The sequence below is a fragment of the Nocardia sp. NPDC058518 genome (assembly GCF_042719655.1).
In the GTDB taxonomy this organism is placed as follows: domain Bacteria; phylum Actinomycetota; class Actinomycetes; order Mycobacteriales; family Mycobacteriaceae; genus Nocardia.
In genome coordinates this window covers 114,054-133,016 of the sequence record NZ_JBHXNJ010000012.1, presented here as the reverse complement: position 1 = coordinate 133,016, position 18,963 = coordinate 114,054, and the positions used below count along the sequence as shown (strand labels likewise).

The window sequence follows — 18,963 nt, the reverse complement described above, 5'->3', positions numbered from 1 at the left end:
CGTCGAGCAGCGATACCAGGGTGGCGTCGGTGTCGACAGCGTGCGCGGTGTCGTTCCACGCCGTGACGATCCGCGCGGATTCCGGCGTGGTGAGCAGGTCGATATCGCCGACCGCGATGGTGGCGTCGGCGGCGACCGCGTCGAGCACCAGCAGGAAGCGGTCGGCGAAGCTCTGGACCGTCGACTCGTCGAACAGGTCGATGGCGTAACCGAATTCGGTGACCAGCTGGGCCGGTGCGCCGTCGTCGGTGTAGCGGTCGTAGAGGGTGACGTGCAGGTCGGTCTTGGCCAGCTGGGAGTCGTAGTCGACGGCGCTGACGGTCAGGCCGGGCAGTTCGAAGGTGGTGTCGGCCAGGTTCTGGAACGACAGGCCCACCTGGAACAGCGGGTTGCGCGCGGTGGAGCGGACCGGGTTGAGCACCTCGACGAGACGCTCGAACGGTACGTCGGCGTTGGCGAAGGCTTCCAGGTCGCGGTTGCGCACGTCGGCGAGCAGTTCGGCGAAGGAGACGCTTGGATCGACGGCGGTGCGGAACACCAGGGTGTTGACGAACATGCCGATCAGGTCGTCGAGCTCACGCTCACCACGGCCCGCGATCGGGGTGCCGACGGCGATGTCGTCGGTGCCGGACAGGCGGGCGAGCAGCACCGCGAGCGCGGCGTGCACGACCATGAACAACGAGGCGTTGTTCGCCCTGGCCAGCTCGTGCAGGGCGGCGTGGCGGGTCGGGTCGATCTCGAAGCGGATGGCCTGACCCTGGAACGACTGCGCGGGCGGGCGCGGCCGATCGGCGGGCAGTTCGAGCTGGTCGGGCAGCCCGGCCAGCGCTTCGGACCAGTACGCGACCTGCTTGGCGGCCAGCGATTCGGGATCGGTCTCGTCGCCGAGGACCTCGCGCTGCCAGAGCGCGTAGTCGGCGTACTGCACGGGCAGCGGCGCCCACTGCGGCGCCTCACCCTGCACGCGGGCCACGTAGGCGGCCATGATGTCGCGGGCCAGCGGGCCCATCGAGGAACCGTCGGCGGAGACGTGGTGCACCGTGAACGCGAGCACGTGGTCGGTGTGGCTCAGCTCGAACAGCGCGACCTTGAGCGGCACCTCTTCGGTGACGTCGAAGGTGGTCATCGCGAATTCGATGACGGTGCCGAGCAGGTCGGCCTCGGTGACCTCGATGTGGTGCACCACGGCGCGGCTCTGCGAGACGGGCAGGATCACCTGGTGCGGGCCGTCGGCCGAGCGCGGGTAGGTGGTGCGCAGCATCTCGTGGCGGGCGAACACATCGCCGATGGCCTGTTCGAGCGCGGCCACCTCGAGTTCGCCGGTGAGGCGCACCGCGAGGGGGATGTTGTCGACCGCGGAGGTGGACGTGTCGAACTGGTTGAGGAACCAGTACCGCTGCTGGGCGGGCGAGAGCGGGATGACGGCGGGCCGCTCCCCCGCGGTCAGGCGCGGACGGGTCCGGCCGGAACCGGCGTTGTGCTCGGCGCGGGTGGCGAGCGCGGACACGGTCGAGGCTTCGAACAGGTCGCGGACCGAGAGCTGGATATCGAGGGCAGCGCCGATGCGGGCGGTGACCTGGGTGGCCAGCAGCGAGTTGCCGCCGAGTTCGAAGAAGTCGTCGTCGGCGCCGACCCGGGTCACGCCGAGGACGTCGCCGAAGGTGCCCGCCACGATCTCTTCGATCGGGGTGGACGCCGCGCGGAACACCTTGGCCTCGAACACCGGCGCGGGCAGGGCCTTGCGATCGAGCTTGCCGGAAGCGTTGAGCGGGAAGGCATCCAGGATCACGAACGCGGTGGGCACCATGTAGGTCGGCAGCGCACCACCGAGTTCGGTGCGCACGCCATCGAGGTCGATGCTCGCGGCTGTGCCTGATGCGGGTGCTCCCGAGGGCCCTGCGTGGTCACGCTCCGCTACCGCCTCCGGGCCCGCCGGTCGCACCCGGGCCGCCGGGATCAGATAGCCGACGAGCTGGTCGCCGAGGCGCTCGTCGGAGCGGACCACGACCACGGACTGGGCGATCGAGGGCAGCGCGGTGAGCGCGGATTCGATCTCGCCGAGCTCGATGCGCAGACCACGCAGCTTCACCTGGAAGTCGGTGCGGCCCAGGTACTCCAGCTCGCCCTGTTCGGTCCAGGCGACGAGGTCACCGGTGCGGTACATACGCTCGCCGTCGTCACCGAACGGGTCGGCGACGAAACGGTCAGCGGTGAGGTCCGCACGGTTGACATAGCCGCGCGCCAGCTGGACACCGGCCAGGTACAGCTCGCCGGGAACACCGACGGGCACCGGGTGCAGACGCGAATCCAGCACGTACACCTGGGTGTTGAACACCGGTGCACCGATCGGCACCGAGCTGATGTCGGCATCGGTGACCTCGTGGAAGGTGACGTCGACCGCGGCTTCGGTGGGGCCGTACAGGTTGTGCAGGGCCGCGCCGGTGAGGGCGCGCATCCGCTGGGCGGTCGGCGCGGGCAGAGCCTCACCCGAGGCGAACACCAGACGCAGGCTGTTCGACACCGGCTGGCCGTCGGCGAGGGCCACGGCCGCGGATTCGGCCAGTTCGGCGACGAACACCGACATCATCGACGGCACGAAGTGCGCGGTGGTGACGCCCTCGGTGGCGATGATCTCGGCGAGGTAGGCCGGATCGCGGTGACCGTCGGGCTTGGCGACGACCAGCCGCGCGCCGATCTGCAAGGGCCAGAAGAACTCCCACACCGACACGTCGAACGTGGCGGGCGTCTTCTGCAAGACCACATCGGCCTCGGTCAGACCGTAGGCCTCCTGCATCCAGACCAAACGGTTGACGATCGCGCCATGGCTGACCGCCACACCCTTCGGACGACCCGTCGAACCCGACGTGAAGATCACATACGCCGTGTTCTCCGGACGCAACGGAGCGATCCGCTCGGCATCGGTGACCGGCGCGTCCGAGTAATCCGAAAGATCCAGGCGTTCGATGTTCAGCGCGGTGGTCGAGCCCGCGTCGAAGTCGTCACGGGCAGTGGTCAATACGCACACCGGCGCCGCGGTCTCGAGCACATAGTGCGTGCGCTCGGCCGGGTGGTCGGGGTCGAGCGGCACGTACGCGCCACCGGCCACGCTCACCGCGTACATGCCGATCACCAGGTCGAGCGAGCGGCGCATGCCGAGCGCGACCATGGTGTCCGGGCCGACGCCCTCGGCGATGAGGTGGCGGGCGAGGCGGTTCACCTGTGCGGTGAACTCGCGGTAGGACAGACTCGTCCCCTCGAAAGTGACGGCGGTCGCGTTCGGGCTGGTCACGGCCTGTTCGGAGAACATCGACACCAGCGTGGCGGCCTGGTCGACCTGGTGCTCGGTGGCGTTCCAGTCGGTGACCACCCGGCGGTGTTCGGCCGGGGCCAGCAGGTCGACCTCGCCGATCGCGCGGGCGGGCTTGGCCACGACCGCGGTCAGCATCCGCACCAGGCGCTGCGCGAGGGCGGCGACGGTGCCTGCGTCGAACATGTCGGTGGCGTAGGCGAATTCGGCCGTCATGCCGTCGGCGGAACCGTCGGCACGGTGGCGGTCGGCCAGGTTCAGGTGCAGATCGAACTTGGCGGTGACCACGTCGAGCGGCACGCCCGCGACCTCGAGGCCGGGCAGTTCGAAGGCGGCCTCACCGGTGTTCTGGAAGGACAGCATCACCTGGAACAGCGGGTGGCGGGCCTGCGAACGGGCCGGGTTGAGGATCTCGACGAGGCGTTCGAACGGGAGGTCGGCGTGACCGAAGGCGGCGAGGTCGTTCTCCCTGGTCCGGTCGAGCAGCTCGGTGAACGGCTGGGCCGGGTCGACGGCGCTGCGCAGGACCAGGGTGTTGACGAACATGCCGATGGCGTCGTCGAGCACCGCTTCACCACGACCGGCGACGGCGGTACCGATGGCGATGTCGTCGCTGCCCGACAGGCGGGCCAGCAGCGCGGCGAACGCGGCGTGCACGACCATGAACAGGCTGGCGCCGTGTTCGCGGGCCAGCGCGTTGAGTCCGGCCGACAGGGCGGGGTCGATCGAGAACTCGTGCACGCCACCGCGATTGGACGCCACGGCGGGACGGGCCCGGTCGGCGGGCAGATCGAGCTGGTCGGGCAGCCCGGCCAGGTGCTGCGACCAGTAGGCCACCTGCTGGGCGATCATCGACGCCGAATCAGCTTCGGCACCGAGCGTTTCGCGCTGCCACAGGGCGAAGTCGGCGTACTGCACGGGCAGCGGCGCCCAGCCGGGTGCTTCGCCGCGCGAGCGAGCGGCGTAGGCGATCATCACGTCGCGGGCCAGCGGGCGCACCGACCAGCCGTCACCGGAGATGTGGTGCACGACGAAGACCAGCACGTGGGTGTCGGGGTGCGAGCCGTCCATGGAGCCCGCGATGCGCAACAGTTCGGCGCGCACCGGGACCTCGGCGGTGACGTCGAACCCGGCGAGCACGAGTTCGCTGATGCGATCGCGGATCTCGTCGGAGTCGACGGTGATCGGGTTCAGCGAGATCGGCGTCTGGCCCGCGGGCAGCACGACCTGCACGCCCTGGCCCTCGGCGGTCTCGGGGTAGACGGTGCGCAGCACCTCGTGCCGGTCGACCACGTCGGCGACGGCCTGACGCAGTGCGTCGATGTCGAGGTCACCGGTCAGGCGGACGGCCAGTGGGATGTTGTTGACGCCGGTCGCGCTGTCGAAGCGGTTGAGGAACCACATGCGCTGCTGGGCGAGCGAGAGCGGGATCTGCTCCGGGCGCGCACCGGCCACGAGCTCGCGACGGCTGCCGCTACCCGCGTGGACCTCGACCTTGGCGGCCAGCGCGGCCACCGACGGCGCCTCGAACAGCGCGCGCACGGGGACGCGGGTGTCGAGGGCGGCACCGAGGCGGGCGACCACCTGGGTGGCGATGAGCGAGTTGCCGCCCAGGTCGAAGAAGTCGTCGTCGAGGCCGACCGCGCGGTCGCCGGACAGACCGAGCACCTCGGCGAAGGTAGCGGCGACGATCTCCTCGATCGGCGTGCGAGGCGCGCGGAACTCGCGCGCCTCGAACACCGGCTCGGGCAGGGCCCTGCGGTCGAGCTTGCCGTTGGCGCTCAGCGGCATCTCGTCGATCACGACGAACGCGGCCGGGACCATGTAGGACGGCAACTGGGCGGCCAGCCGCGCACGCAGCGCGTCGATTTCGACGGTCGCGCCCGCGGCGGGGACGACATAGCCGACGAGCTGGTCGCCGGTGCGCGCATCCGAACGCACGACCACAACGGCCTGTGTGACGGTGTTGTGCGCGGTGAGCGCGGCCTCGATCTCGCCGAGCTCGATGCGCAGACCACGCAGCTTGACCTGGAAGTCGGTGCGGCCGAGGTAGGTGATCACACCGTTCTCGTCGCGGCGGACGAGGTCACCGGTGCGGTACATGCGCTCGCCGCCGGTCCCGAACGGGTCGGCGACGAAGCGGTCGGCGGTGAGGTCGGGGCGGGCGAAGTAGCCGCGGGCCAGCTGGGCACCGGCCAGGTACAGCTCACCGGCGACACCGGCGGCGACCGGGTGCAGTCGCGAATCCAGCACGTAGGCCTGCGAGTTCCAGACCGGCGAACCGATCGGGACGGCACCGTCAACCTGCTCGGCGACCGGTCCGTGCGTCGCGTGGACGGTGAACTCGGTGGGGCCGTACAGGTTGAACAGGGCCGCGTCGCTCACCTTGCGCAGGGCGACCACCGCATCGGCGGTGAACGCCTCACCGGCGATCAGCAGGGCGCGCAGTGAGGACAGAGCTCCGCCCTCGATGGCGGCGGCATCGATGCTGCCCGCGAAAACGGTGAGCATCGAGGGCACGAACGAGGTCATCGTGACCCGTTGCGCGGCAATGACATCCGCGAGGTACTGCGGATCCCGATGACCGTCGGGGCTCGCCACGACGATCCGGCCGCCGGTGCTCAGCGGGCCGAACAGTTCCCAGACCGACACGTCGAAGGTGGCGGGTGTCTTGAACAGCACCACGTCGTCGGCGTCGATACCGTATTCGCCGGTGATCCAGCGGATCTGGTTCACCACGGCCGAGTGCGGCACGGCCACACCCTTCGGGCGCCCGGTCGAGCCGGAGGTGAAGATGACGTACGCCGGGTGCTGCGGGAGCAACGGCACGATCCGCTCGGCATCGCTGACCGGAGTCTCCGGGTACGCCGAGAGGTCGATCGCGTCGATGACCAGCGTAATCAGGTCACCGGTCGCGCTGTCATCGAGTCCGAACCCGTCGCGAGTAGTGGTGAGGACGGCGACCGGGGCGGCCGTCTCCAGTACGTACGCGATGCGGTCGGCGGGCTGGTCCAGGTCGAGCGGCACGTAGCCACCGCCTGCTTCCTGCACCGCGTAGGCGGCGACGACCAGGTCGATGCTGCGGCGAAGCCCGAGCGCGACAAGGGATTCCGGGCGGACGCCGACTTCGATCAGGTGATGCGCCAAACGGTGCACGCGAGCGGCGAATTCGGCGTAGGTCAGGGTCTCGCCGCTGGCGGGGTCGACGATCGCGACCGCATCCGGGGTGGCCAGCGCCTGGCGGGCGAACTCGTCCACCAGGGTGCCCGCGCCGGGCAGCTCATGGGCGGTGTCGTTCCAGCCACGCACGGCCAGTGCGGTTTCGGCGGAATCGAGCAGGGCGATGTCGCCGACAGCGCGGTTCGGGGCCGCCGCGATCTCGGCGAGCAGGCGGGCGAAGCGGGCGCCGAAGCGGTCCATGGTGGCCGCGTCGAACAGATCGGTGGCGTAGATCAGCTCGGCGACGATCCCCGATGCGTCGCCCGGCTTCTCGGTGAGCACGACCTGCAGGTCGAACTTGGCCACATCGATCGGCAGGTCGACGCCGCTGACAGTGAGGCCCGGAAGTTCCAGGCTGGTCTGACCGGTGTTCTGGAAGGCCAGCATGACCTGGAACAGCGGGTGACGCGCCTGCGAGCGGGCCGGGTTGATGATCTCGACGAGTCGCTCGAACGGCAGGTCGGCGTGGCCGAAGGCGGCGATGTCGCTCGCGCGGACCTTGCCGAGCAGGTCGGTGAAGCTCGCGTCGCTGTCGACCTCGGTGCGTAGCACCAGGGTGTTGACGAACATGCCGATCAAGTCGTCGAGGGCGCGCTCACCACGGCCCGCGATGGGGGTGCCGATGGCGATGTCGTGTTCGCCGGACAGGCGCGAGAGCAGCAGCGCGAGCGAGGCGTGGGCGACCATGAACAGCGTCGCGCCACGGGTGCGGGCCAGATCGGCCAGTGCCGCATGGGTTTTCGCGTCGATCTCGAAGGTGTGGGTGGCGCCGCGTCCGCTGGCGACCGCGGGGCGCGGCCGGTCGGCGGGCAGGTCGAGCTGCTCGGGCAGGCCGCGCAGGTTCGCACCCCAGAACGAGATCTGCTGGGCGATCACCGATTTCGCGTCGTCCTCGTCACCGAGCACGGCGCGCTGCCACAGCGCGAAGTCGGCGTACTGGACTTCCAGCGGACGCCAGGCCGGTTCGGCGCCTTCCACGCGGGCGCTGTAGGCGGTCATCACGTCGCGGGTGAGCGGGCCCATGGAGAAGCCGTCGGCCGAGATGTGGTGCACGACAAGGGCGAGCACGTGTTCGGTGGGGCTCACCTCGAACAGCGCGGCACGGAACGGCACCTCGGCGGTGACGTCGAACGCGGTGCGCACCAGCTCCGAAAGCCGTTGCGGCAGGTCGGTGGCGGTGGTCTCGATCGGCGCCAGGTCGGGGATGACCTTGCCGGTCGGGACGATCACCTGGTAGCCGGCGCCTGCCACCTCCGGGTAGTAACTGCGCAGCGACTCGTGGCGGGCGAGCACGTCGGCCACGGCCACCTGCAACGCCTGGCGGTCGAGCAGACCCGACAACCGGACGGCGGCGGGGATGTTGTCCACCGCGGACTCGGGGTCGAAGCGGTTGAGGAACCACATGCGCTGCTGGGCCAGCGACAGCGGCACCCGCTCGGGGCGCTGCTGCGGCACCAGCGGCGCGCGGCGTTCGGCACCGGAGTGCGTCTCGGCGCGGGCGGCCAGCCCGGCGACGGTGGAAGCCTCGAACAGCTCGCGCACACCGATATCGGTGTCAAGCGCGGCCGACAGGCGGGCGGCGACCTGGGTCGCGGTCAGCGAGTTGCCGCCGAGGGCGAAGAAGTCGTCGTCGAGGCCGACCCGGTCGAGGCCGAGCACACCGGCGAAGGTCGCGGCGATGATCTCCTCGACCGGCGTGGTCGGGGCGCGGAACACCGCGGCCTCGAACACCGGTGCGGGCAGCGCCTTGCGGTCGAGCTTGCCGGAGGCGTTGAGCGGGAACTCGTCGAGGACGATGATCACCGCGGGCACCATGTAGGCGGGCAGGTTGCTGCCCAGTTCCTCGCGGGTGTCCTCGATGTCGACGGTGCGGCCGGTCGCCGGGATGACGTAGGCAACCAGCTGATCGCCGGTGTGCTGATCGCCACGAACGACGACCACGGACTGGGCCACCTCGTCGAGCCCGGTCAGCGCGGACTCGATCTCGCCGAGCTCGATGCGCAGACCACGCAGCTTCACCTGGAAGTCGGTGCGGCCCAGGTATTCCAGCTCGCCCTGTTCGGTCCAGGCGACGAGGTCACCGGTGCGGTACATGCGCTCGCCGTCGTCACCGAACGGGTCGGCGACGAAACGGTCGGCGGTCAGGTCGGGGCGGGCGACGTAGCCGCGCGCCAGCTGGGTACCCGCGAGGTAGAGCTCACCCGCGACGCCGACCGGGACGGGGCGCAGGCGCGCGTCGAGGACGTAGACCTGGGTGTTGAAGACCGGGGCGCCGATCGGGACCGTGTCCACATCGGTGTCGACGACCTCGTGGAAGGTGACGTCGACCGCGGCCTCGGTGGGGCCGTACAGGTTGTGCAGCGCGGCACCGGTCAGCTCACGCAAACGGTGAGCGGGCTTGGGCGGCAGCGCTTCACCGGAGGCGAACACCATCCGCAGCGACTCGCAACGCGCGGCATCGGCATCGGCGACGAACACCGCGAGCATCGACGGCACGAAGTGCGTGACGGTGACACCCTCGACGCGAATGATCTCCGCGAGGTAGGCCGGATCGCGATGACCATCGGGCTTGGCGACAACCAGCTTCGCGCCGATCTGCAAGGGCCAGAAGAACTCCCACACCGACACGTCGAACGTGGCAGGCGTCTTCTGCAAGACCACATCGGCCTCGGTCAGACCGTACGCGGCCTGCATCCACACGAGACGGTTGACGATCGCACCGTGGCTGACCGCCACACCCTTCGGGCGACCCGTCGAACCCGACGTGAAGATCACATACGCCGTGTTCTCCGGACGCAACCCGACGATCCGCTGGGCATCGGTGACGCGGGTGTCGGCGTAGCCGTCCAAGTCGAGCAGGTCGATGCGGACCTGTGCGGTGTCGAGCTCCAGATCGGTGCCCGAGGTGAGCACACAGACCGGATCCGCTGTCGCCAGAATGTATTCCGTGCGCTCGGCCGGATGATCGGGGTCGAGCGGCACGTAGGCGCCACCGGCCACGCTCACCGCGTACATGCCGACGACCAGGTCGATCGAGCGGCGCATGCCGAGTGCCACATAGGTTTCCGGGCCGACGCCACGGTCGATCAGCCAGCGCGACAGGCGGTAGACCCGCTGGGCGAACTCGGAATAGGTCAGCGTCTCGGAGAGACTCCGTGAGGGGCGGTGGTCGGGCGACGGGTGGGCCAGACTCGTGCCCTCGAAGGACAGCGCCGTGGCCTGCGGGGTCCGCGCCAGCTGGGCCTCGAACATCGAGACGAGGGTGGCCCGCTGGTCGACCTCGTGCGCGGTGGCGTTCCACTCGCGGACGACTAGTTCGCGTTCGGCGGCATCGAGCAGCTCGATATCGCCCACTGCGACAGCCGGTTCCGTGGTGATCGCGGTGAGCACCCGGATCAGGCGTTCGGCGATGCGGTGCACGGTGGCCGCGTCGAACAGGGCGCTCAGGTAGCCGGCGCGGATGCGCAGCTGGGTGTCGAGCTGGGCGATCAGCGACAGCGGGTAGTGCGTGGCATCGGCGGCGTCGAGGCCGGTGACAGCCATGCCGTCGATATCGGCGGCCTGGGCCTTGATGCCCTCGGCGTCGACCGGGTAGGACTCGAAGACCACCAGGGAGTCGAACAGGCCACCGATGCCGGCCGCGGACTGGATCTCGGCGAGGCCGATGTAGTGGTGGTCGAGCAGGTCGGCCTGCTCGCCCTGGGTGCGGGTGAGCACGTCGCGCACCGATTCGGCGGCGCCGAACCGCACGCGCACCGGGACGGTGTTGATGAACAGGCCGACCATGGATTCCACGCCGGACAGCTGCGCGGGACGGCCGGAGACGGTGGTGCCGAAGAGCACGTCGTCGCGGCCGGTCATCCGGCCGAGCACGATCGACCAGGCCACCTGCAAGACGGTGTTCGGGGTGACGCCGAGGTCGGCGGCCAGCGCCACGAGTCGCGCCGTGGCCGGCTCGTCGAGGTCGAACAGGTACTCGTCGGACAACGCGGCGATCTCGCGGCTCGCGTCGGGACGGGCCAGCATGGTCGGCTCGGTGACGCCGCGCAGCGCGTGGGACCAGGCTTCGACCGAGACCGAGTGATCCTGGCGGGCAACCCATTCCAGGAAGTGGCGGTACGAGCGGACGGCGGGCAGCGCGCTCGCGTCGCCGTGCAGGGCGTAGAGGGCCAGCAGGTCACGCATGACCAGTGGCGTCGACCAGCCGTCGAGCAGAATGTGGTGGTTGGACACCACGAAGCGCCACTCGTGTTCGGCGATCCGGATCAGCGTGAAGCGGATCAGCGGCGGGTCGGCCAGGTCGAAGCGGGCGGTGCGGTCGGCCTCGACGAGGTCGGCGTACTCGCCGGTCTCGATGCGGTCGTGTTCGGTCCAGGCCACGCGAGTGGTGTCGAGGACGACCTGCACGGCATTGCCGTCGTGGTCGGTGACGAACGCGGTGCGCAGGGTTTCGTGGCGGTCGAGCAACGCCTGGGCGGCGGCGCGCAGACGGGTGGCGTCGACGCGGCCGGTGAGGGTGAGGACGGCTTGGGCGGTGTAGACGTCGACCGAGGTGGCGGCGAGGCGGGCGTGGAAGAACAGGCCTGCCTGCAGCGCTGCGAGGGGCCACACCTGGGTCAGCTCGGGGTAGCGCTTCTCCCAGGTGTCGATATCGCGCTGGGTGGAGCGCACGAGGGCGAAGTCGGACGGCGTGTGGCCGCCCGCGTCGGCCGAATTGGCGTGCCGGGCAACGGCTTCCAGCGCGGTGATCCACAGGTCCGCGAATTCGCGGACCTCGGCCTCGGCGAGCAGGGTGCTCGGGTAGCCGATATTGGCGCTGAGCTTGTCGCCGACGACGATCGCGTTGACGTCGAGCGGCGCCATCGCGGGCATGTCGGCGTCGTAGGCGCCGCCGAGGGCGGCCAGTTCGGGTGCGGGGATCCAGCCGAAGCCACGCAGGGCGTCGGGGACATCGCTGTCGGCGACGCGGCCGAGGTAGTTGAAGCTGATCTGGCCGGGGAGCTGCGTGGGCAGTTCGACGGCGGTCTCGGCGTTCATGTACCGCAACAGGCCGTAACCGATGCCCTTGTCGGGCACCGAGAGCAGCTGTTCCTTGACCGCCTTGACGGCCTGTCCCAGCGCCGGGCCACCGGCGAGCGCGGCGTCGATGTCGATGCCCGCGAGGTCGAGGCGGACCGGGAAGATGGCGGTGAACCAGCCGACGGTGCGGGACAGGTCGGCGCCGGGCGCGACCTCTTCCTCGCGGCCGTGGCCTTCGAGGCGCACGAGCAGTGCGTCGTTGTCCGAGTCGGCGCGGCGGCCGTTGCCGAGTGCGCCGGGTCCGGTGCGGGTGGAGCGCCACTTGGCGGCGGCCAGCGCCAGCGCGGTGAGCAAGCCGTCGTTGACGCCGCCGTGGAACAGGGCGGGGACCGTGGTGAGCAGGGCCTTGGTGACCTCGGCGGACACCTCGACCGGCAGCTTCTCGATCACGCCGGAGACGTCGACCGCCGGGTCCATCGCCCGCGCGGTGAGCAGCGGGTCGGGGGTGGCGACGACCTCACGCCAGAAGTCGAGCTCGGCGGCGCGTTCGGTGGTGCGCGCCTCGTCGGCCAGCGCGTGCGCCCAGGCCCGCATGGAGGTCGCGGGGGCGACCAGTTCCGGCTGCTGACCGGCGGAGAGCTGACCCCACGCGGCGACGAAGTCGGGTACGAGGATGCGCCAGGACACACCGTCGACCACGAGGTGGTGCGCGACGACGATCAATCGACCCGCACGTGCCGCGGACCGAGTGGCCGTGGCCGAGTCGGAATCCGCGACGGGCTCCAGCCACACGAAGCGCACGACGACGCCGTTGGCCGGGTCGAGGCGATCCAGGCCGGCATCGAGTGCGGCGGTGGCGATTTCGACCAGCTCGGCGTCGGTGACGGCGGGGTCGAAGGTGGTGTGGTCGATTAGAGCGGCGGCGTCGACCGTGCCGGTGGGGGCGGTGTCGACGACCCAGCGGCCGTCGACCTGGTGCAGGCGCGAGCGCAGCATGTCGTGGCGGTCGATGACCGCGCCGACGGTGGCGGCGATGCCCGCGCGGTCGATGCCGACCGGCAGTTCCAGTGCCATGGTCTGGTTGAACCGGTTGAACGACCCGGCCCGCTCGGCCATGAACCGCACGACCGGGGTCAGCGGCATCTCGCCGACGCCACCGCCGGGCAGCTCGGCCAGGGTGATCGCGGAAGCCGCTGCCACATCGGCGGTTTCGGCGACCGAGGCCAGCCCGGCGACGGTGCGCTGTTCGAAGACGTTGCGCGGGGAGAACAGCACGCCGCGAGCCTTGGCGCGGGAGACGAGCTGGATGGAGACGATCGAGTCACCGCCCAGGGCGAAGAACGAATCGTCCACGCCCACGCGCTCCACCCCGAGGACCTCGGCGAAGACCTCGGCGATGGTCTGCTCGATCGGATTGCGCGCGGCACGGAAGGTGACCTCGGTGGCGAAGACCGGCTCCGGCAACGCTTTTCGGTCGAGCTTGCCGACGGGGGTCAGCGGCACATGGTCGATGACCATGATCGACGAGGGCACCATGTACGCGGGCAGACGTTCCTCGACGTGCGCGGTCAGCGCGGCGACATCGATCGGATGGCCCGGTACGGCAACCACATACGCGACCAGCGAGACAGCGCCCGCGGTGCTCTTGTGGCCGACGGTGGTCGCGAAGTCGACGGTCTCGTGCGAGGCGAGGGCGGAGTCGATCTCGCCCAGTTCGATACGGAAGCCGCGGATCTTGACCTGGAAGTCGGAGCGGCCGACGTACTCGACCGTGCGATCGGCGGTCCAGCGCACGACGTCGCCGGTGCGGTACAGCCGCTCGCCCGGGACGAACGGGTCGGCGACGAACCGGTCGGCGGTGAGCCCGGCGCGGGCGTGGTAGCCGCGGGCCAGCTGGATGCCCGACAGGTAGAGCTCACCCGCGACACCCACCGGAACGGGCTGGAGCTGGGCGTCCAGGATCAGCGAACGCATACCGCGAGTGGGACCACCGATGGTGACCAGCTCGCCCGGCACGAGCGCGGCGCTGATGTTGGTCATGATCGTGGTCTCGGTGGGACCGTAACCGTTGTGGAAGGCGCGAGTCGTGCCGTCCGCCAGAGGAACTGCCCACTTCGACACCAGATCGGCGGGCACCGCTTCGCCACCGGCGACCAGCACGCGCAGCGAGTCGAGGCCGCTGGGATCGAAGGTCGCCAGGGCGGCAGGAGTGATGAAGGCGTGGGTGACCCGCTCGGTGCGGATCAGCTCGGACAGCTCGTCGCCGCCGTAGACCCCCGGCGGGACCACGACCAGCGCGCCGCCACGGGCCAGGGCCAGCAGCAGTTCGAGGATCGAGGCGTCGAACGAGGGCGAGGCGAAATGCAGTGCGCGCGTTTCGGTGTCGAGGGCGTAGCGCTCGGCCTGCTCCTCGCCGAAGTTCGCGAGACCGGCGTGGGTGACGACGACGCCCTTGGGCACGCCGGTGGAGCCGGAGGTGTAGATGACGTAGGCGGGCTGCTCGGGCGTGGTCACCCGCACGAGCTCGTCGTCGGTGATCGGGCCGCCGTCGAAGCGCGCGAGGTCGAGCTCATCGAGCACGAGCCAACCGGCCGCGGGTGTGTCCGTGGCCGACCCGTCGAACGTCGCCTCGGACTCCTGCGGCCCGGCCGACGTGGATGCGATGTCGGGCAGTCCACCCAGCACCGACGCGACGGTGATGCCCAGCGGCGAACCGGAGTCGGTGACCATGTGGGCGATGCGGTCGGCGGGGTAGGTCGGGTCGACCGGGACGAAGGCCGCGCCGGTCTTGGCGACCGCCCACGCTGCCAGCACCGAGTCGGCCGAGCGGGGGACGCCGATCGCGACGAGATCCTCGGCGCCGATCCCCTCGGCGATCAGCAAGCGCGCCAGGCGGTTCGAGCGTTCGTCGAGTTCGGCGTAGGAGACACTCGCCCCCTGGAACACCACGGCGGGGCCGGTCGGGTTCTGCGCGACGGCCTCGGACAGCAGGGCGCGCAGGGTGCGGGCGGGTACCGGCGGTTCGCCGACCCGGAACACCAGGTCAGCCCGCTCGGCCGCATCGAGGACGTCGATCGCGCCGACCGTGATCGAGGCATCGGCGGCGATCGCTTCGAGCACTCGCTGCCAGCGCACGGCGATGCCGGCGACGGTGTCCTCATCGAACAGTTCGGTGGCGTAGTTCAGTGCCAGCGCCATGCCGCCGTGGCCGGGTTCACCCAGCTCGGAGAGGGTGAACTGCAGGTCGAATCGGGCAACGCTCTCGTCGAGGTCGAGCGCCGACACTGCCAGGCCTGGCAGTTCGAGGGTGGTGCGGTCCAGGTTCTGGAAGGCCAGCATCACCTGGAACAGCGGGTTGCGCGACTGCGACCGCTCGGGAGCCAGGAGTTCCACCAGGCGCTCGAACGGGACATCGGCGTTGCCGAAGGCATCGAGGTCGGTCGTGCGCGCTTGTTCCAGCAGGTCGGTGAAGGACTCGGCCGGGCGCACGCCGGTGCGCAGGACCAGGGTGTTGACGAACATGCCGACCAGGTCGTCGAGCGCCTGCTCACCACGGCCCGCGATGGGTGTGCCGATGGCGATGTCGTCGGAGCCGGACAGCCGGGCCAGCAGCACCGCGAGGGCGGTGTGCATGACCATGAACAGCGAGGCGCCCTGACGGCGGGCGACCTCGTCGAGCTTGGCGATCAGCTCGGGCGAGAGCTCGCGGTGCACGGTGGCGCCGTGGTGCGACGCGATGGCCGGGCGGGCGCGGTCGAACGGCAGGGTCAGCTCGTCCGGGACACCCGCGAGCTGGGACTGCCAGTAACCGACCTGGCGCGACATCAGCGATTCGGTGTCGTCCTCGGTGCCGAGCACGGCGCGCTGCCAGATCGCGAAGTCGGCGTACTGCACCGGCAGCGGTGCCCAGCCGGGGGCGGTGCCCTGGGCGCGGGCGGTGTAGGCGCGCATCACATCGCGGGTCAGCGGTGCGATGGAGAAACCGTCGGCGGCGATGTGGTGCACGACCACGACCAACACGTGCTCGACGGATGCGGTGCCGTCGGATCCGGCCACCCGGAACAGACGTGCGCGCATCGGAACCTGTTCGGCCACATCGAAACCGGTGGAGACGAACTCGGTGACGGTCTCGAACAGCTCGTCCCGATCGATGGCGACCGGGCGCAAGTCCAGTGAAATACGTTCCGCCGCAACGATCTGCTGCACCGGTGTGCCGCCGTGCTCGGGGTAGCGGGTGCGCAGCGACTCGTGCCTGCGGACCAGATCGGCGAGCGCGAGCGCCAGCGCCTCGGTGTCGAGTTCGCCGGTGAGGCGGATCGCGACGGGCAGGTTGTAGGCGGCCGAGGTGGTGTCGTACTTGTTGAGGAACCACATGCGCTGCTGCGCGAACGACAGCGGAACCAGTTCACCTTCGGCGCGCTCACGGGCGACCAGTGCCGCACGGGCGGTGCCGCCGGTGTGCGATTCCACCCGTGCCGCGAGGGCTTCCACGGTGGAGGCTTCGAAGAGCGCGCGCACCGGCACCGTGGCGCCGAGCGCCGCACCGATGCGGGCCACGACGCGGGTGGCGATGAGCGAGTTGCCGCCGAGGTCGAAGAAGTCGTCGTCGACACCGACCCGGTCGAGGCCGAGCACATCGGCGAAGACCCCGGCCACGGTTTCCTGCACCGGGGTCACCGGTGCGCGGAAGGCCCGCGCCTGCACCGCGGGGGCGGGCAGCGCACGGCGGTCCAGCTTGCCGTTGACGGTCAGTGGGATCCACTCGAGGCGCACGAGCGCCGCGGGAACCATGTAGGCGGGCAGCTGTTCGGCCGCGCCGCTGCGGATGGTCTCGAGGTCGGGTTCGAGGTCGCCCTCGGCGACCACGTAGGCGACGATCCGCTGGTCGCCCGGCTGATCCTCACGCACGATGACCGCGGCCTGGGCGATACCCGGCTGCGCGAGCACGGCGGCTTCGATCTCACCGAGCTCGATACGGAAGCCGCGAACCTTCACCTGATCATCGGCACGGCCCAGGTATTCGAGCTCACCGAAGCGGTTCCAGCGCGCGAGGTCGCCGGAGCGGTACAGGCGCGAGCCGCCCTGGTTCGGGCCGGCAAGGGGGTTGGCGACGAAACGGGTGGCGGTCAGGTCGGGGCGGCCGAGGTAGCCGCGCGCCAACTGCGGTCCGGCGACATACATTTCGCCCGCGACACCCACCGGCACCGGACGCAACCGGTTGTCGAGGACGTACACGCCCAGACCCGCGATGGCCCGGCCGACGACCGAACCGGCAGCGGCGGCAATGGTTTTCGCGTCCAGCGCACGGAACGAAACGTGCACCGTAGTCTCGGTGATGCCGTACATGTTGACCAGCGTCGGCGAGCTGTCACCGTGGCGCGCGACCCAATCCGACAGACGGCGCAGCTCGAGTGCCTCGCCACCGAACACGACGTAGCGCAGCGCAAGAGGCTCCAGACCGGGTCCGGCGTTGCGGTCGGCCTCGGCCAGTTGGTAGAAGGCCGACGGCGTCTGGTTGAGCACCGTCACCTGTTCGACGCGCAGCAGTTCCAGGAACTGCTCGGGCGAACGGGAGGTGTAGTAGTCGACGACGATCAGCGAGCCACCGAACAGCAGCGGGCCCCACAGCTCCCACACCGAGAAGTCGAAGGCGTAGGAGTGGAACAGCGTCCACACATCGCGCGGGCCGAAGCCGAAGTCGCGGTCGGTGTTGGCGAACAGCCGCACCACATTGCGGTGCGCGACGGCGACACCCTTGGGGCGGCCGGTCGAGCCGGAGGTGTAGATGACGTAGGCGACATTGTCCGGCGAGAGCGGGGCGATCCGGTCGGCGTCGGTGATCGGCGCGTCGTCGGCGTCTTCGATATTGCCGGTTTCCACGGCGAATCCGTCGAGCACCACCGAGGGCAGGTGCTCGGGCACGCTCACCTGGACGGTGGAATCGAGGACGACGCTGGTGGGGCGCGAATCCTCGAGCACGTAGGCGATGCGCTCGGCCGGGTACGTCGGGTCGACCGGCACGTAACCGGCACCGGTCTTGACCACGGCGAGCAGCGCGACGACGAGATCGAGCGAGCGCGGCAGGATCACCGCGACCAGCGATTCCGGGCCTGCGCCGTCGTCGATCAGCCTGCGCGCCAGCACATTCGCGCGGCGATCGAGTTCGGCGTAGGTCAGCGACTCGACACCGAACTTGGCGGCGATGCGGTCCGGATAGGCGGCGGCCGCGGCGTCGAACAGGTCGACCAGGGTCGTGTGCTTGTTGCCGAACAGGCCGCGCCGGTAGCCGGCGGGGGTGCTGGCGTCGTGGATGACCGGCAGACCGATGGCGTCGACACCGGAGGACACCCAGCGCTGGGCGACATCGCGCTGTTCGGCTTCGCCGAGCAGGTCGATATCGCCGACGATCACGTCGGGGTTCTCGGCGACGCTGCGCAGGATGCGTACCAGGCGGTCACCGAAAGCGGCGACGGTTTCGACGTCGAACAGATCGGTGGCGTAGTTCCACGACAGCGCCAGGGAGCCGTCGGCGGCTTCGCCCACGGTCAGCTGTACGTCGAATTTCGCGGTGCCCGGGTCGAAGTCGACGACGGACAGGTCGAGGCCGGGCAGTGCGATGGTGCCGGTGTCGGCGGCGGTGGCCGCTTCGAAGGTGAGCGCCACCTGGAACAGCGGGTGGTGCGCCTGCGAACGGGTGGGGCTGAGCACGTCGACGAGGCGCTCGAAGGGCACATCGGCATTGGCGAAGGCGGACAGGTCGACCTTGCGGATCTGGTCGAGCAGGTCGCTGAAGCTCGCGCTGGAGTCGACCTCGCTGCGCAGCACCAGGGTGTTGACGAACATGCCGACCAGGTCGTCGAGCGTGCGCTCGCCACGACCGGCGATGGGGGTGCCGATGGCGATGTCGGTGCTGTTGGACAGGCGCGCGGCCCAGGTGGCCAGTGCCGCGTGCATCACCATGAACAGGGTGACGCCACGGGCGCGGGCGATCTCGGTCAGCGCGTGGTGCAGGTGCGCGTCGACCGAGAAGCGGTGCAGGTCACCGGCATTGGTGGCGACCTCGGGGCGCGGACGGTCGGCGGGCAGTTCGAGCTGATCGGGCAGGTCGCGCAGTTGCTCGGTCCAGTAGGCGAGCTGGCTCGCGGCGACCGACTCGGGATCGGACTCCTCACCGAGGACCTCACGCTGCCACAGGGTGTAGTCGGCGTACTGGACTTCCAGCGGCGACCAGGCGGGGATCTCACCGCGGGTGCGCTCGGTGTAGGCGATGACGACATCGCGCAGCAGCGGGCGCAGCGAGAAGCCGTCACCGCTGATGTGGTGCATGACCAGCACGGCCACGTGGCTACGGTCGTCGACGCGCAGCAGGCTCGCGCGGAACGGGACTTCGCGGGTGACGTCGAAGTGCACGCTCGCCA

At 70.1% G+C, this 18,963-nt stretch carries 1 protein-coding gene (cut by both window edges); it reads right to left on the bottom strand.

The whole window is internal to a non-ribosomal peptide synthase/polyketide synthase gene (locus ACFWPX_RS21130; protein ID WP_378928794.1) on the bottom strand: the coding sequence, 43,830 nt in all, runs 11,708 nt past the left edge and 13,159 nt past the right edge, and what appears here is coding positions 13,160–32,122 — codons 4,387 (partial) to 10,708 (partial); reading right to left, the first codon wholly in view occupies positions 18,959 to 18,961. Both codon boundaries (start and stop) fall beyond the window edges.